This window comes from [Bacillus] enclensis, from assembly GCF_001456935.1.
Lineage (GTDB): Bacteria > Bacillota > Bacilli > Bacillales > Bacillaceae_B > Rossellomorea > Rossellomorea enclensis.
Genome location: NZ_KQ758485.1, coordinates 431,181 through 451,320, shown reverse-complemented (window position 1 = coordinate 451,320; position 20,140 = coordinate 431,181). Strand labels below are relative to the sequence as shown.

The following is a 20,140-nucleotide window of genomic DNA, read 5'->3' as shown; positions in this document are numbered from 1 at the left end:
TCAGTTCTCCTTCCGTAATTCTTCTTTTAATTTTGCCAAGGCTTTTTTATGGGATTTCGAAACAGCCTGCTGTGATATGTTCAGGATTTCTGCGATTTCGGTATCGCTCAGCTCCCTGACATAAGCCAGGTCAAGGATCTCCTTCTGCCGGTCTGTGAGTTTTCTGTATGCATGGAGGAGGCTGTCATCCGTGATGGATTCTTCCAGGCTTTGTTCGGGCAAAGAGATCGGCTCACCGTGCCCCGGTATCATGTCCTTGAATGTACCGTCTTCATCACCGCCGAGCGGCTGATCGAGGGTCAAGAGCTGCCTGCCGCGGTGAAGGCGGATTTTTTTATCAAAATTGACGCTATGAAAATATAAGGATGAACTGACATAGGAAGTGAATCTGATTCCGAAATAATGGGCCTTGAATGCCTCATTCAGGCAATCCTCCGACGATGCACTCGGCGACGTCAAAAATTCTCTCAAAAGTTCCTGGTGTTCGGGCCGGTTCATAAACGATTCCACTGCTTTATTTCCCTTTAAATCCGGGTAGATACGGTAAAATCTTTCTTTCAATGAGTCCATTTTTTTCACCACCATTAGAACGTATGTTCGGTTAAATTGTTAAAAAAAAAGCGGCGGATCCTTCTCCTGCTTTTAGTATATAAAGAAACCTTCGTTAAAAAAATGACAACCTCATTGATTAATATCGTTCCAATGTACTATTCATTAAACCATAGAATGGATATTTTTGTGAAGAGCGGAAGGGACTAATTTTTGGACGGGGAGGATGGAGATGGGAGTATGGACGTATTAAGTGTGTGCGGCCGGGTCAGAGGGGTGGATTGGGACTGGCGGGCGACTTGATAATATATTTTAATTTTTGATAATAAAATGTCCGGTTTTGATAATATAATTGGATTCTTGATAATATAACCTCCGTTTTTGATAATAAACGTCCAGCCGGCGCTTGTTTCACTCCCAAATTCGCTGTATATGCTTCCTCACCAAACACAAAGGTCCGTCATTTCATCAAAAATGTGGCCGCTGCTATTGAAAACAGCGGTCACAACTCCAAAAAATCACCTCATCACGCTTCCGCCCGAGATCTTGACGGACTCGCCGACGATGTTTTCGGCTGCATCACTCAACAGATACACGATTGTGTTCGCCACTTCTTCAGGAGAAGTCAGCCGGCCGGACGGGATGCTTTCTTTTGCAAGTTCCAGCTGCTCCTCGTAGCTGCGGCCGTTGCGTTCACCTTTTGATTTGATGGCGTTCCGGCCCATTTCGGTATCCACATATCCCGGGCACACCGCATTGACGCGTACGCCGTGTTCAATCGCTTCAAGGGCGAACGCCTGCGTGAAGCCGACCACCGCGAACTTGGATGCACTGTATGCTGAGTTGCCGTGCGTACCCCGGAGCCCTGAGAGGGAAGCGATGTTGACGATCGATCCTTTTTCCTTGTCTTTCATGCCTTTATAAACGAGCTGCGTGAGTTCGACCAGAGAAAAATAATTGAGTTCCATGATGCCCCGCAGATCTTCTTCAGACAGGTTTTCAACGATGTCACCGCCGCCAATCCCGGCTGAATTGAGGAGGCCGGTGATTGGACCGAATTCGTTCGCGGCTGCCTCGACCAGCTGGTCGCGCGCCTGGGGCTTGGACAGATCCGCTCTGACCGCGAATACGTCGCCGTCCCCGCACTCCTGCTTCAACTCACTCAATTTCTCTTCATTTCGTCCCGTGATCGTCACCCGCGCACCGGCAGCGACGGCTGCTTTTGCCGCAGCATACCCGATTCCGCCGGTCGCCCCGGTGATTAAAATATGCTGTCCTTCCAGCGTTTTATCATGAAATGGAAAGTTCATCAGAATTCCTCCTTTAACTATGTAATGTATGTTACCCGTGAAACCCTGGCGTAAAACGGCATAAAAAAAGAGCCCCGGACGCAGCCGGAGCTCATTACGTTCTACTCTTTTCCCACACCATTCATGATCATCTGCACCGTCATCTCGATTTCCTTCTCGTCATCCCAGTCTTCCTCGGGGAGGAACACATAGCGGACGAGCAGCAGGCCGAAGATGCTGGTCGCCGAGAAGCGCACCACAGCAGGTGACGGAAGGTCGATGATCTGGCCTTTCTCTTTGTAGTGATCGACAAGGGCGGTGAATTTTTCGAAAATCTTACGCGCGATATGCTCCTTGAACTGTTCCTTCAGTTCAGGGTGGAACGGGATCTCCTGGATCAGGATTTTAAAGACGGTCATATTATCCTTCAGAAATTCCTGGCGGTTCAGGATCATCGCCTTCAGAAAATCTTCGTAGCGTTCGTATCTGGCGTCCAATACTTTGTTGATATCGCGGATCACGAACGGCGCGATCAGTTTGGCCATGGTCGGAGATACGATCGACAGAAGCAGATCCTTCTTCGTTTTATAATGACGGAAGATCGTTCCTTCGGCCACGCCTGCTTTCTTGGCGATCTGGCTTGTCGAAGTGGAGGCGTAGCCTTTTTCGGCAAACATCTCGATCGCGGCTTCCACGATCTTCTGCTGCTTCTCCGTGAACGGTTCCTCCTGTTCGAATAATTGCTTGAAAATATCTTTTTCCTCAGCCATGTGTAAACCCCTAACGTAGTCGTAGTACCTTATATTTTACGGTATTTTTTCAGCGCTGCAACATTGAGGATCATGAACAGCAGTGAAAATCCGGCAAGGACCGAGAGATTGAACAGCAGATCGCCGAAGCCAAACCCGCGGATCATCACATCCCGGAGCGCGCCGGCTGCATAATAGAGCGGCGTCAGCGGCCCCACCCAGCTGAGCCACTCCGAAATCGTGTCAAGGTTGAACAGCCCGGAAAAAAAGATCTGCGGAACCACGACGATCGGGATGAACTGCATCATCTGAAGCTCATTTTTCGCGAACGCCGACAGCAGGATCCCCAGCGTCAGTGCCGTGAACGAAAGCAGTACGATCACGATCAGTACGTTAAAAAAGCTGCCTGCCATCATCATATCGAGTATATAGATGGAAAACCAGGATATCAGCGCCGCCTGCAGCAGCGTCACAATCCCGAATCCGATCACATAGCTCAAGACCATCTCCCAAATTTTGATCGGCGAAGCCAGCAGCCTTTCAAGCGTGCCGGTCGTCCTTTCTCGTAAAAATGAGACCCCGCTAACCAGGAAGACGAAGAAGAACACGAAGAATCCAAGCAGCACCGGCCCGAACGAATCAAACATCCCCATGTCTTCATTTCCATATAAAAACGTTACCGAGTCAGCCAGATTCATAGATTGGGATGGGAAGAGGGTCTGGACCTTCTTCAGCACGGCCCCGTTAACCGACGGGTCGCTCCCTTCGACGGTGATATCAGGCGTTTTGGAATCGTCAAACGTGACGTATCCGTCCAGGTCCCCGTCCTTCATCGCAGAAAGTGCCTCATCTTTATTTTCAAAGCGCTCGAAATCATCAAGGTCAAGCTTTGCCTGGAGGGGCTGGGGTACATCGACCACGGCCACTTTCGGTTCATAATCCTCCGAGGAAAACACAAGCGAAAGCATCGTCAAAATTAAAAGAGGGGCGAGGAACATAAGCGCAAGCGTTCGTTTATCCCGAAAAAGCTGCCTGATGATGCGAACGACAAAACCGCTAATTCTCAAGAGAAACACCTCCATTTTTCAAAAATACGTCTTCGATGGAATCCACACCGTAAGCGGATTTGATAGCCCGGGGTGTGTCACTCGATATGATCTCCCCATGCTGCAGGAGCCCCAGGCGGTCGCAGCGCTCCGCTTCATCCATGACGTGGGTGGTGATGATGATGGTCCGGCCTTCGTCTTTGAGTTTATGAAATCCATCCCATATCTCTTTTCTGAGCACCGGGTCGATCCCGACAGTCGGTTCATCAAGGAAAAGGACATCCGGATCATGGAGTAGGGCGATCGCCAGCGACAGCCTTCTTTTCATGCCCCCGGAAAACTGATGCACAGGCTTCTCGAGATGGGGGAGGAGGTCGACCAGCTCCATCACTTTCTCGATCTGCTGCTTTCGCTGCGCTTTTTTCAGCCCGTAAAGCGAGGCAGTGAAATCGAGATTCTCCTTGGCGGTCAGCTCCTCATAGAGGGCATCAGACTGTGCCATGTAACCGATCGAGGGATACAAGGTCCTTGCTTTCAGTTCGCTTCCCTTGAAGGTCACGGTTCCTTCTGAAGGAAGCTCAAGGCCGATCATCATTTTGATCATCGTCGTCTTCCCTGAACCGGACGGGCCGAGAAGGCCGTAGATTTCGCCGGGTTCGATATCGAGGGAAACATTTTTCAATACATGCTGTGTTTTAAATGATTTTGAAACATCTTTTAATCGAATAATTGGGTTCATGATTTCACACCTTTCGTTGGTGATGTTTGGGTAGTGAGTGATTACTCACTTTTTAATATAAATGGTTTGGGTGGATTTGTAAAGTGAGTAATCACTCATTTATTTACCTTCGAATTCCGCTGTTGGTTTCCGTGAAAGACTTCGCTTTCCGCGGGTAGTCCGTGAGCCTCCTCGTCGCTTTCGCTCCTGCGGGGTCTCACATTAGCTACTCTTCCCGCAGGAGTCTTCGCCTTTCACTCCAACCAACAGCTGGAACAGGCTTAACAGAATGATTACAAACCACAACGTAACTTTGTATAAAATAAAAAGCATGAAACATTCATCGAATGTTCCATGCTTTGGTGTAGGCGCTCTGTTTTTTTATTGATTAATCTACTTTGTCATTTTCCCACTGATAGCTCCAGAAGACTTCGGTGGTGACCCATTTAAGGGCTTCCGGGTCGTTTGTTTTCAGGCCTTTTTCGAGATCCTGAAGCATCCAGGCTGTCTGGGAGATGTGGGCTTTCAGCGTTTCGATCTTTTGATCCCTTACTTGGGTGATGTCGTTGACGATATCCGGTTCGCCCAGTTCTTCGCGGCAATCCTTGGAGAACGCCAGGCAGTGCAGTTTCGGACGTGCATCCTTCGGCAGGCGGCGCACCGCACGGACGACCGCACGCGCCGTCGCTTCGTGGTCGGGATGGACCGAGTAGCCTGGGTAGAAGCTGATGATCAGCGACGGATCGAGTTCTTCGATCAGCTCCGTCACCATGTTGGCAAGCTTCTCATCGTTCTCAAATTCGAGCGTTTTATCTCGGTAGCCCATCATTCGGAGGTCTTTGATGCCCATCGCTTCGGCTGCTTTTTTGAGTTCTTTCTTACGGATGAGCGGCAGTGATTCACGGGTTGCAAACGGGGGATTCCCTAGATTGCGCCCCATTTCACCTAGTGTGAGGCATGCGTACGTCACAGGTGTGCCGCTGTTTATATGGGTTGAAATCGTTCCGGATACGCCGAATGCTTCATCATCCGGGTGAGGAAAGATGACCAGTACTTGTTTTTCTTTTTCCATTTTGGACTCTCCTTTCTTAATTAAACGGAGTCGGGCTGATCTCAAGTGCAACGGCAAGCTTTCCGTCAGCACCGTGACCGGCCATGAGCAGGCGGCCGTGCTCATCCATTTCGTAGTGGGTGAGGCCTTCTGCGTAAATCCAGCCAAGCTCGATCTTCAGACCGACACGGAAAGGTCCGTCCCCGATGATTTTCCCGTGTTCGTAATTGACCTTCGCATTGCGGATATAGGCGCCCGCATTGAAAAAGCCCTCGTTGAAATGAGCGGCGTACGCCCCGTTCGTCGTTTCCAAATGTATGTAGACATCCTGACGGGCGAATTGATTGATCAATCCCTGCGCGTCATCGATCTTGATCGGTTCCATTCCATTTCCTCCTTAGATACAGAAAAGACTCTTACGTATTATGTTCCATTTTACTAAAGTTTTTCGGTGAAAGCGAAAAGTCTGTTTAGAAGGCTGCCACGTTTTCAGATGGGGAGATGGGGGAAGCACCTGAGACAGCTTGGGTGGATGGAGAAGCTGGAATGAAAGGATATAAAGTCATTTTTAAATGGGTTTTGACAAATTTTCTTTTCTTTTAACCGAGCTGTACCTTTTTGCTTAAGGGAATGCCATTTTTAATACTATTCCTACTTTAAGCAGGCTATGAAAACACCCCTCAAAGCCTGGAATAATAATATAGTAATATTAATTGCGCCACTTTCGACATTATTGCGCCAAATTTTAATTAATTGCGCCACTATCTTGATAATTGCGCCGAATTCCAATTAATTGCGCCACTTGTCGAAAAATCGCGATCCAGTGCCGGTCCCAGCCCCGAACACAAAAAAGGTGCCAGGCACAAATCATCCAATCTGTGCCTGGCACCCATACCCTAAAAGCAAAATATTATTTTTCAAAACGATTATAAGCACCATGCATGACCGGGCCTACATATTCGTTTAGTTTAAAACCGTGCTTGATTGCAGCCGTGACGAATTTCTTCGCGTTTTGGACTGCTTCCTTCACATCCTGGCCGTTTGCAAGGTTGGATGTGATGGCCGCTGCGAACGTGCAGCCGGCGCCGTGGTTGTAGGATGTTTCCACTTTTTCTTCTTCCAGCAGCGTGAACTCTTTGCCGTCGTAGAAGAGGTCGAGTGCCTTGTCGTGTTCGAGCTGCTTGCCGCCTTTGATGATGACGTTCTTCGCGCCGAGGTCATGAATTTTCTTGGCGGCTTCTTTCATGCCGTCGATCGTTTTGATCGGGCCGGTCTGTGCAAGCTGGCCTGCTTCGAACAGGTTCGGCGTTACGACTGTCGCGCGCTGAAGGAGGTGCTCCCTCATGGCGTCGGTCGTTTCGGGGTTCAGTACTTCGTCTTCCCCTTTGCACACCATGACAGGGTCGATCACGACTTTATCCAAGCCGAATTGGTCGATTTTCTTAGCTGCAAGCTCGATGATTTCAACCGTTCCGAGCATGCCTGTCTTCATCGCGTCGATCCCGACGGAAAGGACCGTTTCCAACTGTGCTTCCAGTGTGTCGATAGAAAGCGGGTGGACATTATGATGCCAGTGGTTGTTAGGATCCATGGTGACGACCGTGGTCAGGGCGGTCATTCCGTACACGCCGTGTTCCTGGAATGTCTTCAGGTCCGCCTGGATTCCGGCGCCGCCGCTCGTATCGGATCCTGCGATTGTAAGGGTCTTTTTCAAAGTCATGGGTGATTACCTCCTATTGTCGTGTCCATTTTTTGTCTGAATAAAGGATATAATACTGCCGGCGTAATTACAAATGTTCAATCTTTTGAACCATGAAAAAAGCCCGTCCGTTATCGCGGGACGGGCTTTCAGTCAAATCAGAAAGGGCTGGCGTTATTCGCCCTTGCTTCTTTTGAAGCGACGATGACGAGTTTGCCTTTGTCGAGCTCTTCTTCGTAGGTGTCGGCTTCGGTCTGGTTCATGCCGACGGCTTTCATTTTCGTACGCAGTTCATCACCGCGGCTTTTGAACAGGTTACCCATGCTTTCGATCATGCCCTGTTCCTTTACGCCGATTGATTCGGTGTGTGTACCTTCAGTGATGTCCTCTGAACGTTTTTTGTCATGTGCGAAGACATAAATGTCATCCTTTGTGAAACCTTCCGTTGTCAGCGATTCGATTTTCGTTTTTGCTCCGACCACGTTTTCAACGACTTCTACTTTATACATATTTCTCAACCTCCTGAAAAGTTGTCTTTGATCCCGCAGATTATTTCCGTGGAAGACTTCGCTTTCCGCGGGTGGCCCGTGAGCCTCCTCGGTTTGGCTTATGACATGTGCCTCTAAGCCCTGTAGCTAGACAGGTCTCACTTTAGCCACTTCTCCCGCAGGAGTCTTCGTCTTCCCCTCCAATAATCTGCTGGGAACCACTAGTTAATATTTTTGAGTCCTAACAATGTGTTCTTGTTCCTGCTTTTCCCGCTCATTTCAAATTAAAACTTCCATAATCTAGCAATGTGTTTTAATAGAATAATTGTTTCCAAGATTCGACATATTTTCATATAATAGAGATAGAGGAAGGTGAAGGGCTTGAGTACCCAATATGAGAAGATCAGGCAGATGGAAGGGATTTTGGAAGAGTTGAAGGCGAGTGAGAGGGAAACAGGCGCGACGGCGGCTGTTCAACATAGAAGCAGGAGCGGGAGGAATTCATGGAAGGTGATGACGGGGGTTCTGTCGTTTTGGAAAAACAGATTTCTGCTCGTGCTGCTGGTGATTATTTTAGCAGTGGGAGGGACCGCGGCCTTCATGTATACGTGGCTGTCGGGCTCCACTTTCACGGAGGAGAAGGGCTCGTTTGTTGAACGGATCCAGGATATGAGCACGCTTGCGACCGCCCAGGGGTTCGTGAAGGCGGTCATCGAGCAGGAGGACAATCAGATTTTTGGAAAAGAAATCGGTGCGGATCTGCCCGGGACGAAGAGAAAGCTATTGATGGTGGTACCGGGGACGGTTCTCGCGGGTGTTGATTTACAGCAAGTTGATAAAAACGATATAGTGGTAGATGAAGAGAAAAAGGAAATCCAATTGACGCTTCCGCGTGCAGCGATCCTCCAGGCTCCGTCACTCGACACGGACAATATCAAGACGTTTTCCGTGGAGGGGATCTTCCGGAGCGACGTTGACTGGAATGAAGGCTTTGCCCTTGCCGAAGTGGCAAAGGATATGATCAGCCAGGAAGCGGTGGATCAGGGTCTTTTGCAGGCTGCGGAGAAAAATGCCGAAAAGTCGCTGAAAGGATTTTTTGAACAATTAGGCTATAAAGTGACCATCACGTACGAGAACTAGAAAGGATGTTCCGCGTTGTCAACTGCTGTTTTTAAAAATGACTGGTCTGAAGTCCTCGGTGAGGAGCTTCAGAAAGACTATTATCTGAATTTGAGAGAGTGGCTGAAGGGTGAATATCAGGCTTCGGCCACCCATCCATCGATGTACGATATCTTCAATGCGTTTCATTACACGCCGTATCAGGATGTGAAGGTCGTCCTCTTGGGGCAGGATCCTTATCACGGGCCGAATCAGGCGGAAGGGCTCAGCTTTTCCGTCAAAAAAGGCGTCAAGGTGCCTCCGTCGCTCCGCAATATGTATAAGGAGCTTCACGATGATATCGGGTGTGATATCCCGCAGCACGGGTCGCTCGTCAAGTGGGCGGAGCAGGGTGTCCTGCTCATGAATACCGTATTGACGGTGGAGGAAGGGAAAGCCCATTCTCACCAGGGCAAAGGCTGGGAGACGTTCACAGACAAGGTCATCACCCTGCTGAATGAACGCGAAAAGCCGATGGTGTTCCTGCTTTGGGGGAAACCGGCCCAGAAGAAACGTGCACTGATCGACGAATCAAGGCACAAAATCCTGGATGCCCCGCATCCGAGTCCGCTGTCTGCCCACCGCGGTTTCTTCGGGAGCAGGCCGTATTCAAAGGCGAATCAATTTTTAAAAGAACAAGGGATGGATGAAATCGACTGGTGCATTGAATAAGGCTCTTTTCGCATACATTGCTGCTTTCCACATAAGAAGTATTTTCAGCTTGTCCGTCTGTTTTTGAACTTGAGTTCGAAAAGAGCACGTCCAAAAGCTGCATTCAGGCTGCAAGCTGATTTAGAAAAGCAGCAATTTTTTAGAAAACAGCTTGGAATAAAGAAGTTGTTTCACGTGAAACATTCCTTAACCCCTCGACCGGCAAGCTCAAGAGGGGTTTTAGTCTTGCAGGGAGGCTTTAGTGTGGAGGAAAATGAAAAGCGGATCAACTGTTTCAAGTGCCGATACTTTTATACAACATGGGAACCCGCCCACCCGAGGGGATGCAGGGGATACGGCTTCAAGACGAAAGCGATGCCGTCCACGGTGGTCCTTCAGTCATCGGGGCGTCCGTGTTTGAAGTTTGTCAGGAAACCTCAATGAGGGCGCTGAACATATTTGATTATGCATCCATTTAGAAGTAGGATATAGATAATGAAACGAAAGCGTTGCGAAAGGAGGAAGCACGGAATGAATATTCCTCATCAGAGTATCATCAAACAAATGGAAAGGGAGCTCGCAAAGGCAAAATCTGCGGAAAAATCACAGCAGATCCGGGAGCATATCAACTCGATCAAAGTGCTGTGCGAAGTCCTGCTTGAAGAAAACAGCCAGGCAGGAAGCTTCACCGCTCCCATCCAGCCGCAGCAGACCGTCCCATACATCTCCGCCCAGCAGCAACAGCCTGAACGGCGGCCGGTGCAGATCCAGAAGGAAGAACCGATGGAGACAGACGATGGAGCAAACGGGGATTCATTGTTTGATTTTTAATAAAAACGGGGGCAACCCCCTAATTACAAGTGGAGGAGCAGAATCATGAAAACATTCATTATCATCGGAGCGCTCAGTGCGTTCTTATCGGTCGGCCTCGGTGCGTTCGGTGCCCATGCGCTCGAAGGCAAGATCTCTCAAAAATACATAGATACTTGGAATACTGGTGTCCTTTATCAAATGTTCCACGCAATCGGCATCATCATCATCGGTGTCCTGATGGGAACCGTCTCACCGACATCCCTCCTGTCATGGTCGGGATGGCTGATGGTGATCGGGACGATCCTGTTCTCCGGAAGCCTGTATGTCCTGAGCTTGTCCGGCATCAAGGTGCTTGGAGCGATCACACCACTCGGGGGAGTGAGCTTCCTTGCAGGATGGATCCTGCTTGTGATCTTTGCGGCGAAGACGATGTAGGCAATGGAATGAGAGATAAAAAAAGCTTGGGGAACTTCCCAAGCTTTTTTTAATCCTTATTCTCGTTAAGCTTCTCAATTAAATCCTTCCATAAATCATCCCAGGTACCATTAAATTCTTTCCATTGACCGTCCTCTAATACTTCTAACACTTTCCCTTTTCCTGAAATATACTCAATCGTCCTGTCACCGTCTTTGTATGTGACGATTGGCAATTCAACTTTGATTGTATTGATTTGAGGGTGCTTCCGTAAAAACATTTCGTAATCAGAAGCATCATCAAGTCCTTTTTGCACTTCCTCGCCTATCAGTGAATAGGTTTTTGAGTGCCGTAATTCTTGGGCCAATCCCCTTTGTTGATGCAGCGTCTCGAAAATGTCCTCAAACGTGATGACTCTTGTTTCGGTTGTGACTTTTTTATGTTGGTTGAATGAATACAGTTTCGTAAGGGCCATTATATGCGTGATATTTGCCAACACACCGATGAGTATGACCACGCCCAATAGGATACTGATTTTTTTCATCGATTTGTCCCCCTCGGATTGCTGCAACTTTTCCCTTTTTAAATAATGGCTACCTATATTTTACCATATGATGCTATCAATCTAGTGTTTTCCGAGTCGAATGAAAGGGGGATGCAAAATCCAAATAAAAAAAGTGTCCAAAATGAAATTTTGAACACTTGGGAATCTTCTTATCGCGGAGAGTAGTTTGTTAGTCCGCCGGTGCCGTTGAATGGATATTCGTATTCGATTTCTTCGTCGAAGGTGATGTAGTCGAGATAGATCATCGGAATCAGATAGCGCGTTCCCGACTGGGGATCGCTCAGGATGAGATGATCACGTCCGGCTGCCTCGATGACGCCTTTGAATATTTTTGCATTCCACTGTGTGTTGTTTTCGAAGGTCGTGTACACGGTCGCGACTTTGCCTTTGTTGAGGCGGAGGATGTTCTCGATATATGATTCTTCAACAGGCAGCATGCCGGGGATGTTCTGGGACGGTCCCGGGGCATTTTTTTGTGCAGGCGGCTGCATGGCATTATATTGAGCCTGCTGGCCCTGGCCCTGCATGCCGGTGCCGTAGTACTGACGATAAGGGTCGTACGCTTGATACCCCTGGTAATAAGGGTTGTATTCTTGATTTGACAAGTGATATACCTCCTTGAAAACATGGATTTTAACGCGTTCGGAGCCCTAATAGGCTTTTGGACAATCCGCCCTGGTCGGGATGAAGAAGCAGTGTGCCTTGAATCGGCCCGAGTTGGTCTGGTTATACCACTGTGGCGGACAATCTCCCTCCGGCCGGAAGAACCATAGCGCATTTGAAGCAGGATGGAATCTCTCACCTTTTATTGTCCTTCTGGCAAGATTGATATCTTTCTCCCTGGCACGCTGATAAAAGTAGCCTTTCTGCGTGGCCTCGAATCCGCCGGGCTTTTGGAACACCATGCGCTGGATCGTATTGATATCCTTGAAGTCCAGGCATCTCACCCGCACACGGTTGATCCCGGTGTTCCCGACCAACAGCATCCCGAGCTGACCATCACCCTCTCCTTCTGCCCTCATCAACCGGGCGAGGAGCTTCACTTCCTTCTCATTAAAGGGAACAACAGCCATCTTCCCACCTCACTTCAGAAGATGCTTTCTGTCTCACTAATTCATGTCTATGTCCGTATGGAAAAAGATATTCTTATATTTAGGGAGTGAAAGATGAATACCTGACCCGGCCCTTTTTCAAAATGGGCTCATTCTTACGTAACCGGACATTTTTCCAGCCGTCTAATGAAGTATAGGAAGAAGTAACAATGAGCAACATGAGAAAACATAATGGGGGATGAAGATGAAAAAAAGCAGCCTATTCAAATCAGCCGCACTCGCCCTGACCATCACGGCGCTGAGTGCATCAAGTGCAGGGGCCTCGGGATTCCATTTGATCAAGAAAGGAGACACACTATGGGGGTTATCGCAGAAATACGGGTTGACGGTGCACCAGCTGATGGACAGCAACAACCTCAGTTCAAGTTTGATCTATGCCGGTGATAAGCTCCGTTTTGAAAAAAGGATCACCATCGAAAAAGGGGACACCTTATGGAGCCTCGCGAAGAAACACCATACGACAGTCGGGCAGCTGAAACATATGAACGGACTGAAATCCGACACCATCTATGCCGGACAAAAACTGATCATTCCGGCGTTCGTGCTGGTCAGGACGGGGGATACATTATGGGGGATCAGCCAGACATACGGCTTGACCGTAGATGAATTGAAGAGGAATAACGGCTTGAAAAGCAGCCTTATTTTTACCGGGCAGGTCCTGAAAGTGAATAAAGTCACACCGGACAAATCGACGGGTTATGATGCCGACAAGATCATTCCCGGCTTGACACCGCGTCCGGGCTATTACTATACCGCGGAGGAGCCGAGGAAATTCATTCTTCAATCCGCCAACGACGATTATTATTTTACAAGAGTCGAAGTCATCGGTGCCGGTGCTGAGATCGGTTCCCTGAAAAAGCAGGCGCAGAATGAGCTCCGCCTGCTCGGCAAGGTGACCGAACTCCCTTCTGATAATTCACTGCCGTTTTACAAAGGGTCGGAATTCGTGATGCATGCCCATGACTCAGACGTACAGAAGAACATTGTGGTAAAAAGAGTGGACGGAGTCCTGCTGAAGTTTACGATTCATTTCCAGAATGCGGAGGAGTCGGAAGGAATCGTTCCTGAAATGCTGAAGATGCTGAATACGATCGAGATAAAATAAAGAAAAAAGCAGTCCGTCTGGGTTTGACCAAGCGGACTGCTTCTTTATTCTTTATACGTGAAGGAACTTCTCGATTCCTTCTTCTTCTAAAAGGTTGCCGACATAGAATGCACCGAATTCGCCGTAGCGTGCGCTGACTTCGTCGAAGCGCATTTCGTATACAAGCTTCTTGAATTGAAGAACGTCATCGGCAAACAGCGTAACGCCCCATTCATAGTCGTCAAAACCGACAGAACCGGTGATGATCTGCTTGACCTTGCCTGCGTATTGACGGCCGATCATGCCGTGGCTCTTCATCATCGCGCGGCGGTCTTCCATCGGAAGCATATACCAGTTGTCATTGCCCTGACGGCGCTTGTCCATCGGATAGAAGCAGACATGCTTCGCTTTCGGAAGGATCGGATAGATGCGCTCCTGAACATAAGGGTTCTCATAGGGATCGCCCTCAGTCGGCATGTAGTTTCCAAGCTCAACGACTGAAACGTAAGAAAATGTCGGGATCGTGAATTCAGCAATTTTCAGCTTGTTGAATTCGTTTTCGAGTTCATTCAATTCTTCCATCGTCGGACGAAGGATCATCATCATGAAGTCCGCTTTCTGCCCAACGATCGTGTAAAGGGCGTGGCTTCCTTCTTTTGCAGCCTGAGTCGTATTCAACTTATCTAAGAAACGGCGGTATTCAGCGATTGCCGCTGCTCGTTCTTCACTCGGAAGCATCTTCCATGAAGTCCAATCCATCGCGCGGAAATCATGCAGTGAATACCAACCATCCAATGTTTGTGCTGGTTCTGCCATGTTCAATCACTCCTTATATTCTATTTCCAATTGGGCTCTTTTCGCATTGGTTGCCGCTATAAACATAAGGGAATGGTTAATCGGTTATATGTCCGCAGCCTGTTTAAGGATCCTTTCGAAGAGAGCACGTCACGAGCTCCAATCAAATAAACAGAACAGGTGCGAAAAGCAACAACCCATTAAAAGAGCCTTGCATTTTCACTATATCATAGTTTGGTCAAAGAAGAAGAACGTGAAACCCAAATGTCGTTAAAATGGCACAATTATAGGATAGGAAGCGTTTTTACGGAACACACTAAAAGGTGTTACATAAGGGATTGTCTGCATGGTATACCGGGTATAGGAATGATGGATGTCGAAGGGGAATTTTTTGAAAACAAAGACTTTACCGGTGTAACCGAATACATTTTCCCTTTTCCTTGAATTCCTATATGAGTAGAGTATTCTAAGAATGGATATGTATAAATCAAGGAGGTTCCTCTATTGAGTAACTTATTTACGACACTGACGGATAAAATCAAAGGCAAAGAATTGAAGATCGTCTTCCCGGAAGGAAAAGACGAACGTATCGTACGCGCTGCTTCCCGTCTGGCAAGCGACGGCATCCTGACTCCGATCATCATCGGGAATGCGCTTGAAATCCAAACGGTTGCAGATCAATCAGGCGTGAAGCTTGACGGCTGCGAACTCGTGGATCCTGCATCCTTCGACGGCATGGACGACCTTGTAAAAAGCTTCGTCGAGCGCCGTAAAGGAAAAGCGACAGAAGAAGATGCGAAGAAGATCCTTCTGGACGGCAACTACTTCGGAACGATGCTGGTGTACACTGGACAGGCTCACGGCCTGGTGAGCGGCGCTGCCCACTCTACCGCTGACACGGTCCGCCCAGCGCTTCAGATCATCAAGACAAAAGAAGGCGTACGCAAAACATCTGGCGTGTTCATCATGGTGCGCGGCGATGAGAAATACGTATTCGCCGACTGTGCGATCAACATTACTCCTGACAGCCAGGACCTTGCTGAAATCGCAGTTGAAAGCGGAAAGACTGCAAGCATGTTCGACATCGATCCGCGCGTGGCGATGCTGAGCTTCTCCACGAAAGGATCTGCTAAATCAGCAGAAACTGAAAAAGTAGTAGAAGCAGTGACGATTGCAAAAGAAAAGTCTCCTGAGCTGACAGTAGACGGCGAATTCCAATTCGACGCAGCCTTCGTCCCATCCGTTGCAGAGAAAAAAGCACCTGGCGCAGACATCCAGGGTAACGCCAATGTATTTGTATTCCCAAGCCTTGAAGCAGGGAACATTGGCTACAAAATCGCCCAGCGCCTAGGAAACTTCGAAGCAGTAGGCCCGATCCTTCAGGGATTGAACGCCCCTGTGAACGACCTTTCCCGCGGATGCAACGAGGAAGACGTATATAAATTGGCATTGATTACGGCTGCTCAGGCGCTGTAAGGATTTGATTAGGGAAAGCTGGACTCTTTTTTTGAGGGTCCGGCTTTTTTTGTTGTGGGTTTGGTTTTGGGGTATACCTGGTACAGTAGGGGTGGTTTGTACCCGGTACAGGGTTGATGGATGGTACCATGTACAAAACGAGGTGAATGTACCAGATACAGGCGAGTAGATTTGTACCCGGTATACCAGTTAACCGGGGGCAGCGGGGTGCCTGGCTCGATTGGGTTAGTTTGAACCAGGCTCAATTTAAGTGATTTGAGCCAGGCTCGTTTTAGCCGGATTGAGCCAGGCTCAAAAAGGGAATCTGTGCCTGGCACAAATCAATGCCATTGTTCCTGGCACAAAATCGCCGTTCTGTGCCAGGAACAAATCCCGCCTGCTGTGCCTGGCACAATACACCCTATTTGTGCCAGGCACCGATCCCCGGCCTGCATCCGAACACGGATCCCAGTCCCAATCCCAAGCCACCCATGTGCCAGCCACCCCCCAACCAATTTATGATATAATAAACCCGCATGTTTTCAGTGAAGGAGAAGCGTTATGGATAAGGAAAAAACGTATGCACTGCTCCGTCAGGAACGGTGGAGGGTGATTGATCAGTCGAGTCTCGGGCCAATGTTCGGGGCGCTGCAGTCTTTTGCAATGGATGATACATTGTGTACGGCTGTGGGAGCTGACCAGTCCGATCCGGCTGCCCGTTCGTGGGTTCATCATCAGACGGTGGTGCTTGGTATACAGGATACGAAATTGCCGTTTCTTTCTGAGGCGTTACGCGTGTTGGAGGAAGCTGGTTATCAATATATTGTGAGGAATTCCGGAGGTTTGGCCGTTGTGCTGGATGAAGGGGTTCTGAATTTGTCACTCGTGTTCCCCGATTCGGAGAAAGGGATCGATATCAATAGAGGATATGATGCGATGTGGCTGCTCGTCCAGGAGATGTTTAAGGATTTCGGGGCGGAAATGGAAGCGAAGGAAATCACGGAATCGTACTGTCCGGGAAGCTATGATCTGAGCATCGGTGATCGGAAGTTTGCGGGGATTTCGCAGCGGCGGATCCGGAACGGTGTAGCGGTTCAGATTTATCTGTGTGTGAATGGAAGCGGCTCAGAGCGTGCGGAGCTGGTCCGCCGTTTTTATGAAACGGGGCTTAAGGGTGAACAGACGAAGTTTACGTTCCCGTCGATCCGCCCCGAGGTAATGGCTTCATTGTCGGAGCTCCTCGGTGTCGAGCTGAACGTGCAGGATGTGATGCTCCGCTTCCTGCAGGCGCTGAAGTCGTTCAGCGGTGGGATTTACGCCAGTGCCCTTCAGGGTGAAGAGTACACGATGTACGAAACGTATTACCAGAGAGTCGTGGAGCGGAATGAGAAGGTATTGGGTGAATAAGCATTGCAAAGATCAAATGGCACAGGTCCATTTGGTCTTTTTTATTTTAAAAAAAGCTGTTTTCTAAAAGATTGTTTCTTTTCGTAAATAGGCTTGTAGCCGGGTGGAGCTTGTGGACGTGCTCTTTTCGAACTCTAGTTCAAACTAGGGACGCGTGGACAACCCGAAAATACCCAATTTACGGTATTTTCTTGTATGTATAGCAACAAAGCATGCGAAAAGAGCCTAAAAAAAGACTATCCAAGAAGGATAGCCTCTGCCATTAGATCTCTTTTTTTGAAATGTACCAGTCGATATATTCTATATTTTCCTCTTCTGCCCGCTTTGCGGCTTCTTCCTGGGACTTCGGCGGGGAGACGACCACTTTTTCACCTTCCTGCCAGTTGGCCGGTGTGGACACCCCGTGTTCATCCGTTGCTTGAAGGGCTTTGACAAGCCTGAGGATTTCCTGCATGTTCCGTCCGGTTGTCAGCGGGTAATAGATGATTGACCGGATGGTTTGCTTGTCATCGATTACAAAGACCGCCCGGCTAGTTTCGACCTGGCTTTCTCCCGGCATGATCATCCCGTATTTCATGGCGACATTTCTATCAAGGTCGGCGATGACGGGGAATTCAATGGATGTATCGAAGTTTTCTTCAATACTCCGGATCCATGCAATGTGGGAGGAGACGCTATCCACACTCAAGCCCAGGAGCTCCGTGTTTAATTGTTTCAGCTCCGGATAAATTTCCTGAAAAGCAACGAATTCTGTTGTGCAGACAGGTGTGAAATCAGAAGGATGAGAGAATAAAACCACCCATTTCCCCTTGTAATCTTTCAAGCTGATATTTCCGCGGCTGGTTGCTGCTTCAAAAGCCGGGGCTGGATCCCCGATCCGTGGCATGGTCAACTGTTGCTGTTCTTGAATTTGTTCCATGTTTAATCCCTCCTGTGTGCTTACTAGACTACATAAGGATGAATACCACAATCTGGTTAAAAGTAATCAATTGGAGAGCGGATTGAATCGAAAGTCACGCCGCTTTCTTTTTAATTAAACTGGAAAAAATTGAAACTTTCCAGCTTCTCCTTCGTACTATTAGATACTATCTAATTTATGGAGGAGAACAGCTTGTATTTAACAGTTGATATAAACGAAGCAGGTTATGCAGGGAATACGAATGTGCTGAAGGATATCCGTTTCTCCGTCGGTCCCGGGGAGCTTGTCGGGTTGATCGGGCCGAACGGGGCGGGGAAGAGCTCCACGATCAAATCGATTCTCGGGATCCTCAAGCATGTGGACGGCAAGGTGGAGGTGGGGGATTATGCGTATATCCCGGAGCGGCCGATTTTTTATGACCGCCTCACGTTATGGGAGCATATTGATTTTCTCCTTTCCACGCTCGACGTCCCGGAAGAGGAATTCAAGCTGGAGGCGAAGAGGCTGCTGGAGTTTTTCCAGCTGTCGCAGCGGATTCACCACTATCCTGAGAGTTTTTCGAAAGGGATGCAGCAGAAGGTTATGCTGATCCTTGCGTTTTTGAAAAAGCCTGATCTGTATATTATTGATGAACCCTTTATGGGGCTTGATCCGAATGCGGTGAAGAAGCTGCTGCAGCTGATCGCCGATGAAAAGAAGCGCGGGGCCGGCATCCTGATGTCGACTCATGTACTGGATACGGCCGAGAAAATCTGCGACCGGTTTGTCCTGATTTCGAACGGGAAGCTTGTGTTGCAGGGGAAATTGGATGAGGTCCAGCGCGACAGCGGCCTTCGGGAAGGTTCGCTGTTTGATTGTTTTGATCTGCTGACGGAGCGTGACAGTCATGCGGGCTAGCACGTTGTTCAGGAGGAGGCTGGCTGCTGAATGGGGTTACCAGTGGGGCGTCATGAAGACGGTCCTGGACTGGACGATTGTCGTTTATCTGGTTATCCCGGTCATGATTGCGGCTCCTTTCGTCTACGCAGATATGTGGGAGCACAGCGGCCTCTACTGGAGCGGGCGTCTTCCCTTTACCGTTTTGTTCGTGCTGATTCTGCTGGTGACGGCCGGAGGGAATTTCAGGACCTACTTAATGGAGGCAGATCTTTTGTACCTCCTTCAGAAAAAGGAACTTCTTATTCTTTTTAAACGTCTGGGATTTTTATATTCTGCGGCGGGTTCGGTGATCGGGGTGTTGGCTGCAGGTGTCATTACGCTTCCTTTGTTCGCCGGCGTGTATGGGATGAAAGCCGTTGAGGTGCTGCCTTTGTTGGCAGCAGCGCTAGCGGTGAAGCTTGTTTTTATGACGGTAAAAAAGTTCTCTTCTAAGGGATCGGTTATATTTGCGGTGTTCGTGCTGCTCACGGCCGGAGCAGTGCTCATGGTGACGAACGCAGCCCCCGCTTTGGTCGGCGTCTTTAGTCTTTTCACTGCGGCCGCGGTCGTTTTCTACCATTTGAAACAGATGCCCCGCTCAAACCGCTGGTTCATGAAAGAAATCGAAATCGAGAATCGGGAAAAGGTCAAGTATATCAAGCTGATCCTGACGTACTCGATGGAAGTGGAAAAGGAACCTGTCAACCAGAGGAACAGGCCGCTCCTTATGTTCCGCGGCTCGAAGCGGATTTTTAAAGGAGAACGATCGAAAGAGGATGGCCTACTGGAGCTCGTGGTGAAGGGATTTTTGAGAAGGAACTATTTAACGCTTTATATCCAGATGTTCCTCTTGACGATGTCGGCGGTCATCGTACTGCCGATTTGGCTGAAATGGCTCGTCTTTGCCGGCTTCGCGCTTTTCATCCAGTCGTGGCTGAAAAGCCTGTTCAAGAAAATGCTGGACAGCCCGTTTTTCGCGGTCGTTCCTTATGATAAAAAGCTGGAAGATCCGGTCTGGGGGCGGTTTAGGAAACTGTTTGCCTTTCCGGTTATCGGACTGGCGGGGGCAGCGGTGGTTATATTCACAGTAATTGGACTGATCGTCTGACTGGATTGGAGAATGGTAGAATTTGAGGAGGCGGGGGTGAGATGAAGATTCAGCTGCATACCGGTCGGTGTATTTGTGCCGGCTATTCCTCCTGTTTCGCACATATAATTTAGGAGTTCGCTCATATATGGGAAATTTGGCACTTATATTCA

At 48.8% G+C, this 20,140-nt stretch carries 24 protein-coding genes; 10 read left to right on the top strand and 14 right to left on the bottom strand.

From position 1 onward, the window contains the following. The 9 genes from AS034_RS17215 to AS034_RS17175 all read right to left on the bottom strand — a co-directional run bounded on the left by AS034_RS17215 (position 1) and on the right by AS034_RS17175 (position 7,610). Positions 1 to 570, bottom strand: a complete 570-nt coding sequence (locus AS034_RS17215; RefSeq protein WP_058299489.1) for a sigma-70 family RNA polymerase sigma factor — start codon at positions 568 to 570, stop codon at positions 1 to 3. 497 nt (positions 571 to 1,067) lie between these two features. Further along, entirely contained in the window at positions 1,068 to 1,859 is a 792-nt protein-coding gene (locus AS034_RS17210) for an SDR family NAD(P)-dependent oxidoreductase (protein WP_058299488.1), read from the bottom strand. A gap of 101 nt (positions 1,860 to 1,960) precedes the next feature. After that, positions 1,961 to 2,608 carry a TetR/AcrR family transcriptional regulator gene (locus AS034_RS17205; protein WP_058299487.1) on the bottom strand — a complete coding sequence of 216 codons (648 nt, stop codon included), beginning with the start codon at positions 2,606 to 2,608 and terminating at the stop codon, positions 1,961 to 1,963. Positions 2,609 to 2,637: 29 nt separating this feature from the next. Beyond that, positions 2,638 to 3,654 carry an ABC transporter permease gene (locus AS034_RS17200; RefSeq protein ID WP_058299486.1) on the bottom strand — a complete coding sequence of 339 codons (1,017 nt, stop codon included), beginning with the start codon at positions 3,652 to 3,654 and terminating at the stop codon, positions 2,638 to 2,640. Next, positions 3,644 to 4,372: an ABC transporter ATP-binding protein gene (locus tag AS034_RS17195; protein WP_058299485.1), complete on the bottom strand. Its 729-nt coding sequence runs from the start codon at positions 4,370 to 4,372 to the stop codon at positions 3,644 to 3,646. The genes AS034_RS17200 and AS034_RS17195 overlap by 11 nt, the downstream gene beginning before the upstream one ends. A gap of 367 nt (positions 4,373 to 4,739) precedes the next feature. Continuing rightward, on the bottom strand, positions 4,740 to 5,423 hold the full coding sequence (gene bshB2 / locus AS034_RS17190; RefSeq protein WP_032086992.1) for a bacillithiol biosynthesis deacetylase BshB2: 684 nt from the start codon (positions 5,421 to 5,423) through the stop codon (positions 4,740 to 4,742). Between the two features lie 16 nt (positions 5,424 to 5,439). Continuing rightward, positions 5,440 to 5,787, bottom strand: coding sequence for a YojF family protein (locus AS034_RS17185; RefSeq protein ID WP_032086991.1), 348 nt, complete (start codon positions 5,785 to 5,787; stop codon positions 5,440 to 5,442). Positions 5,788 to 6,312: 525 nt separating this feature from the next. Further along, complete coding sequence (gene pdxK / locus AS034_RS17180) at positions 6,313 to 7,122, bottom strand: pyridoxine/pyridoxal/pyridoxamine kinase (protein ID WP_032086990.1); 810 nt, start codon at positions 7,120 to 7,122, stop codon at positions 6,313 to 6,315. 137 nt (positions 7,123 to 7,259) lie between these two features. Then, complete coding sequence (locus tag AS034_RS17175) at positions 7,260 to 7,610, bottom strand: YflT domain-containing protein (RefSeq protein ID WP_032086989.1); 351 nt, start codon at positions 7,608 to 7,610, stop codon at positions 7,260 to 7,262. A 351-nt stretch (positions 7,611 to 7,961) separates the two neighbouring features. Between AS034_RS17175 and AS034_RS17170 the strand changes: the two genes are divergently transcribed. The 5 genes from AS034_RS17170 to AS034_RS17150 all read left to right on the top strand — a co-directional run bounded on the left by AS034_RS17170 (position 7,962) and on the right by AS034_RS17150 (position 10,646). Next, positions 7,962 to 8,729, top strand: a complete 768-nt coding sequence (locus tag AS034_RS17170) for a DUF4230 domain-containing protein (RefSeq protein WP_419184990.1) — start codon at positions 7,962 to 7,964, stop codon at positions 8,727 to 8,729. A gap of 15 nt (positions 8,730 to 8,744) precedes the next feature. Beyond that, positions 8,745 to 9,419, top strand: coding sequence for a uracil-DNA glycosylase (locus AS034_RS17165; RefSeq protein ID WP_058299484.1), 675 nt, complete (start codon positions 8,745 to 8,747; stop codon positions 9,417 to 9,419). 243 nt (positions 9,420 to 9,662) lie between these two features. Then, positions 9,663 to 9,842, top strand: a complete 180-nt coding sequence (locus AS034_RS17160; RefSeq protein ID WP_032086986.1) for a hypothetical protein — start codon at positions 9,663 to 9,665, stop codon at positions 9,840 to 9,842. Between the two features lie 87 nt (positions 9,843 to 9,929). Continuing rightward, positions 9,930 to 10,229 (top strand): YwdI family protein, encoded by a 300-nt coding sequence (locus AS034_RS17155; protein ID WP_058299482.1) that lies wholly within the window; start codon positions 9,930 to 9,932, stop codon positions 10,227 to 10,229. A 45-nt stretch (positions 10,230 to 10,274) separates the two neighbouring features. Beyond that, the gene (locus AS034_RS17150; RefSeq protein ID WP_032086984.1) at positions 10,275 to 10,646 is read left to right on the top strand and encodes a DUF423 domain-containing protein; all 372 of its coding nucleotides are present in this window, start codon (positions 10,275 to 10,277) and stop codon (positions 10,644 to 10,646) included. A 49-nt stretch (positions 10,647 to 10,695) separates the two neighbouring features. On the opposite strand, the gene AS034_RS17145 is transcribed toward AS034_RS17150, so the two are convergent. The 3 genes from AS034_RS17145 to AS034_RS17135 form a co-directional block, all read right to left on the bottom strand. Beyond that, positions 10,696 to 11,169: a hypothetical protein gene (locus tag AS034_RS17145; RefSeq protein WP_058299481.1), complete on the bottom strand. Its 474-nt coding sequence runs from the start codon at positions 11,167 to 11,169 to the stop codon at positions 10,696 to 10,698. Positions 11,170 to 11,339: 170 nt separating this feature from the next. Then, positions 11,340 to 11,795: a spore coat protein GerQ gene (gene gerQ, locus AS034_RS17140; protein WP_058299480.1), complete on the bottom strand. Its 456-nt coding sequence runs from the start codon at positions 11,793 to 11,795 to the stop codon at positions 11,340 to 11,342. Positions 11,796 to 11,840: 45 nt separating this feature from the next. Then, positions 11,841 to 12,263: a cell wall hydrolase gene (locus AS034_RS17135; RefSeq protein WP_058299479.1), complete on the bottom strand. Its 423-nt coding sequence runs from the start codon at positions 12,261 to 12,263 to the stop codon at positions 11,841 to 11,843. Between the two features lie 223 nt (positions 12,264 to 12,486). On the opposite strand from AS034_RS17135, the gene AS034_RS17130 reads away from it, so the two are divergent. Further along, positions 12,487 to 13,407, top strand: coding sequence for a LysM peptidoglycan-binding domain-containing protein (locus tag AS034_RS17130; RefSeq protein ID WP_058299478.1), 921 nt, complete (start codon positions 12,487 to 12,489; stop codon positions 13,405 to 13,407). 51 nt (positions 13,408 to 13,458) lie between these two features. Here the strand turns inward: AS034_RS17130 and hemQ are convergent, their stop codons facing one another. Next, positions 13,459 to 14,202: a hydrogen peroxide-dependent heme synthase gene (hemQ, locus tag AS034_RS17125; RefSeq protein ID WP_058299477.1), complete on the bottom strand. Its 744-nt coding sequence runs from the start codon at positions 14,200 to 14,202 to the stop codon at positions 13,459 to 13,461. 483 nt (positions 14,203 to 14,685) lie between these two features. On the opposite strand from hemQ, the gene pta reads away from it, so the two are divergent. Then, complete coding sequence (pta, locus tag AS034_RS17120; RefSeq protein WP_058299476.1) at positions 14,686 to 15,657, top strand: phosphate acetyltransferase; 972 nt, start codon at positions 14,686 to 14,688, stop codon at positions 15,655 to 15,657. A gap of 540 nt (positions 15,658 to 16,197) precedes the next feature. After that, the gene (gene lipL, locus AS034_RS17115; RefSeq protein WP_058299475.1) at positions 16,198 to 17,043 is read left to right on the top strand and encodes an octanoyl-[GcvH]:protein N-octanoyltransferase; all 846 of its coding nucleotides are present in this window, start codon (positions 16,198 to 16,200) and stop codon (positions 17,041 to 17,043) included. A 262-nt stretch (positions 17,044 to 17,305) separates the two neighbouring features. On the opposite strand, the gene AS034_RS17110 is transcribed toward lipL, so the two are convergent. Next, positions 17,306 to 17,962 carry a peroxiredoxin gene (locus tag AS034_RS17110; RefSeq protein WP_058299474.1) on the bottom strand — a complete coding sequence of 219 codons (657 nt, stop codon included), beginning with the start codon at positions 17,960 to 17,962 and terminating at the stop codon, positions 17,306 to 17,308. Positions 17,963 to 18,154: 192 nt separating this feature from the next. Between AS034_RS17110 and AS034_RS17105 the strand changes: the two genes are divergently transcribed. Beyond that, a complete protein-coding gene (locus AS034_RS17105) occupies positions 18,155 to 18,859 on the top strand; it encodes an ABC transporter ATP-binding protein (protein WP_058299473.1) in 705 nt (234 codons plus the stop codon). Beyond that, on the top strand, positions 18,849 to 19,988 hold the full coding sequence (locus tag AS034_RS17100) for an ABC transporter permease (RefSeq protein ID WP_074440051.1): 1,140 nt from the start codon (positions 18,849 to 18,851) through the stop codon (positions 19,986 to 19,988). Before AS034_RS17105 ends, AS034_RS17100 begins: the two co-directional genes overlap by 11 nt. The last annotated feature ends 152 nt before the right edge of the window (positions 19,989 to 20,140 follow it).

What these genes read in the sequence shown, in the direction of transcription:
- pdxK (WP_032086990.1), bottom strand. Translation starts at nt 7,122, where the DNA reads ATGACTTTGAAAAAGACCCTTACAATCGCAGGATCCGATACGAGCGGC.
- AS034_RS17130 (WP_058299478.1), top strand. Translation starts at nt 12,487, where the DNA reads ATGAAAAAAAGCAGCCTATTCAAATCAGCCGCACTCGCCCTGACCATC.
- AS034_RS17155 (WP_058299482.1), top strand. Translation starts at nt 9,930, where the DNA reads ATGAATATTCCTCATCAGAGTATCATCAAACAAATGGAAAGGGAGCTC.
- AS034_RS17215 (WP_058299489.1), bottom strand. Translation starts at nt 570, where the DNA reads ATGGACTCATTGAAAGAAAGATTTTACCGTATCTACCCGGATTTAAAG.
- AS034_RS17110 (WP_058299474.1), bottom strand. Translation starts at nt 17,962, where the DNA reads ATGGAACAAATTCAAGAACAGCAACAGTTGACCATGCCACGGATCGGG.
- AS034_RS17100 (WP_074440051.1), top strand. Translation starts at nt 18,849, where the DNA reads ATGCGGGCTAGCACGTTGTTCAGGAGGAGGCTGGCTGCTGAATGGGGT.
- AS034_RS17185 (WP_032086991.1), bottom strand. Translation starts at nt 5,787, where the DNA reads ATGGAACCGATCAAGATCGATGACGCGCAGGGATTGATCAATCAATTC.
- bshB2 (WP_032086992.1), bottom strand. Translation starts at nt 5,423, where the DNA reads ATGGAAAAAGAAAAACAAGTACTGGTCATCTTTCCTCACCCGGATGAT.
- AS034_RS17195 (WP_058299485.1), bottom strand. Translation starts at nt 4,372, where the DNA reads ATGAACCCAATTATTCGATTAAAAGATGTTTCAAAATCATTTAAAACA.
- AS034_RS17205 (WP_058299487.1), bottom strand. Translation starts at nt 2,608, where the DNA reads ATGGCTGAGGAAAAAGATATTTTCAAGCAATTATTCGAACAGGAGGAA.
- AS034_RS17135 (WP_058299479.1), bottom strand. Translation starts at nt 12,263, where the DNA reads ATGGCTGTTGTTCCCTTTAATGAGAAGGAAGTGAAGCTCCTCGCCCGG.
- AS034_RS17210 (WP_058299488.1), bottom strand. Translation starts at nt 1,859, where the DNA reads ATGAACTTTCCATTTCATGATAAAACGCTGGAAGGACAGCATATTTTA.
- AS034_RS17150 (WP_032086984.1), top strand. Translation starts at nt 10,275, where the DNA reads ATGAAAACATTCATTATCATCGGAGCGCTCAGTGCGTTCTTATCGGTC.
- lipL (WP_058299475.1), top strand. Translation starts at nt 16,198, where the DNA reads ATGGATAAGGAAAAAACGTATGCACTGCTCCGTCAGGAACGGTGGAGG.
- AS034_RS17145 (WP_058299481.1), bottom strand. Translation starts at nt 11,169, where the DNA reads ATGAAAAAAATCAGTATCCTATTGGGCGTGGTCATACTCATCGGTGTG.
- AS034_RS17175 (WP_032086989.1), bottom strand. Translation starts at nt 7,610, where the DNA reads ATGTATAAAGTAGAAGTCGTTGAAAACGTGGTCGGAGCAAAAACGAAA.
- hemQ (WP_058299477.1), bottom strand. Translation starts at nt 14,202, where the DNA reads ATGGCAGAACCAGCACAAACATTGGATGGTTGGTATTCACTGCATGAT.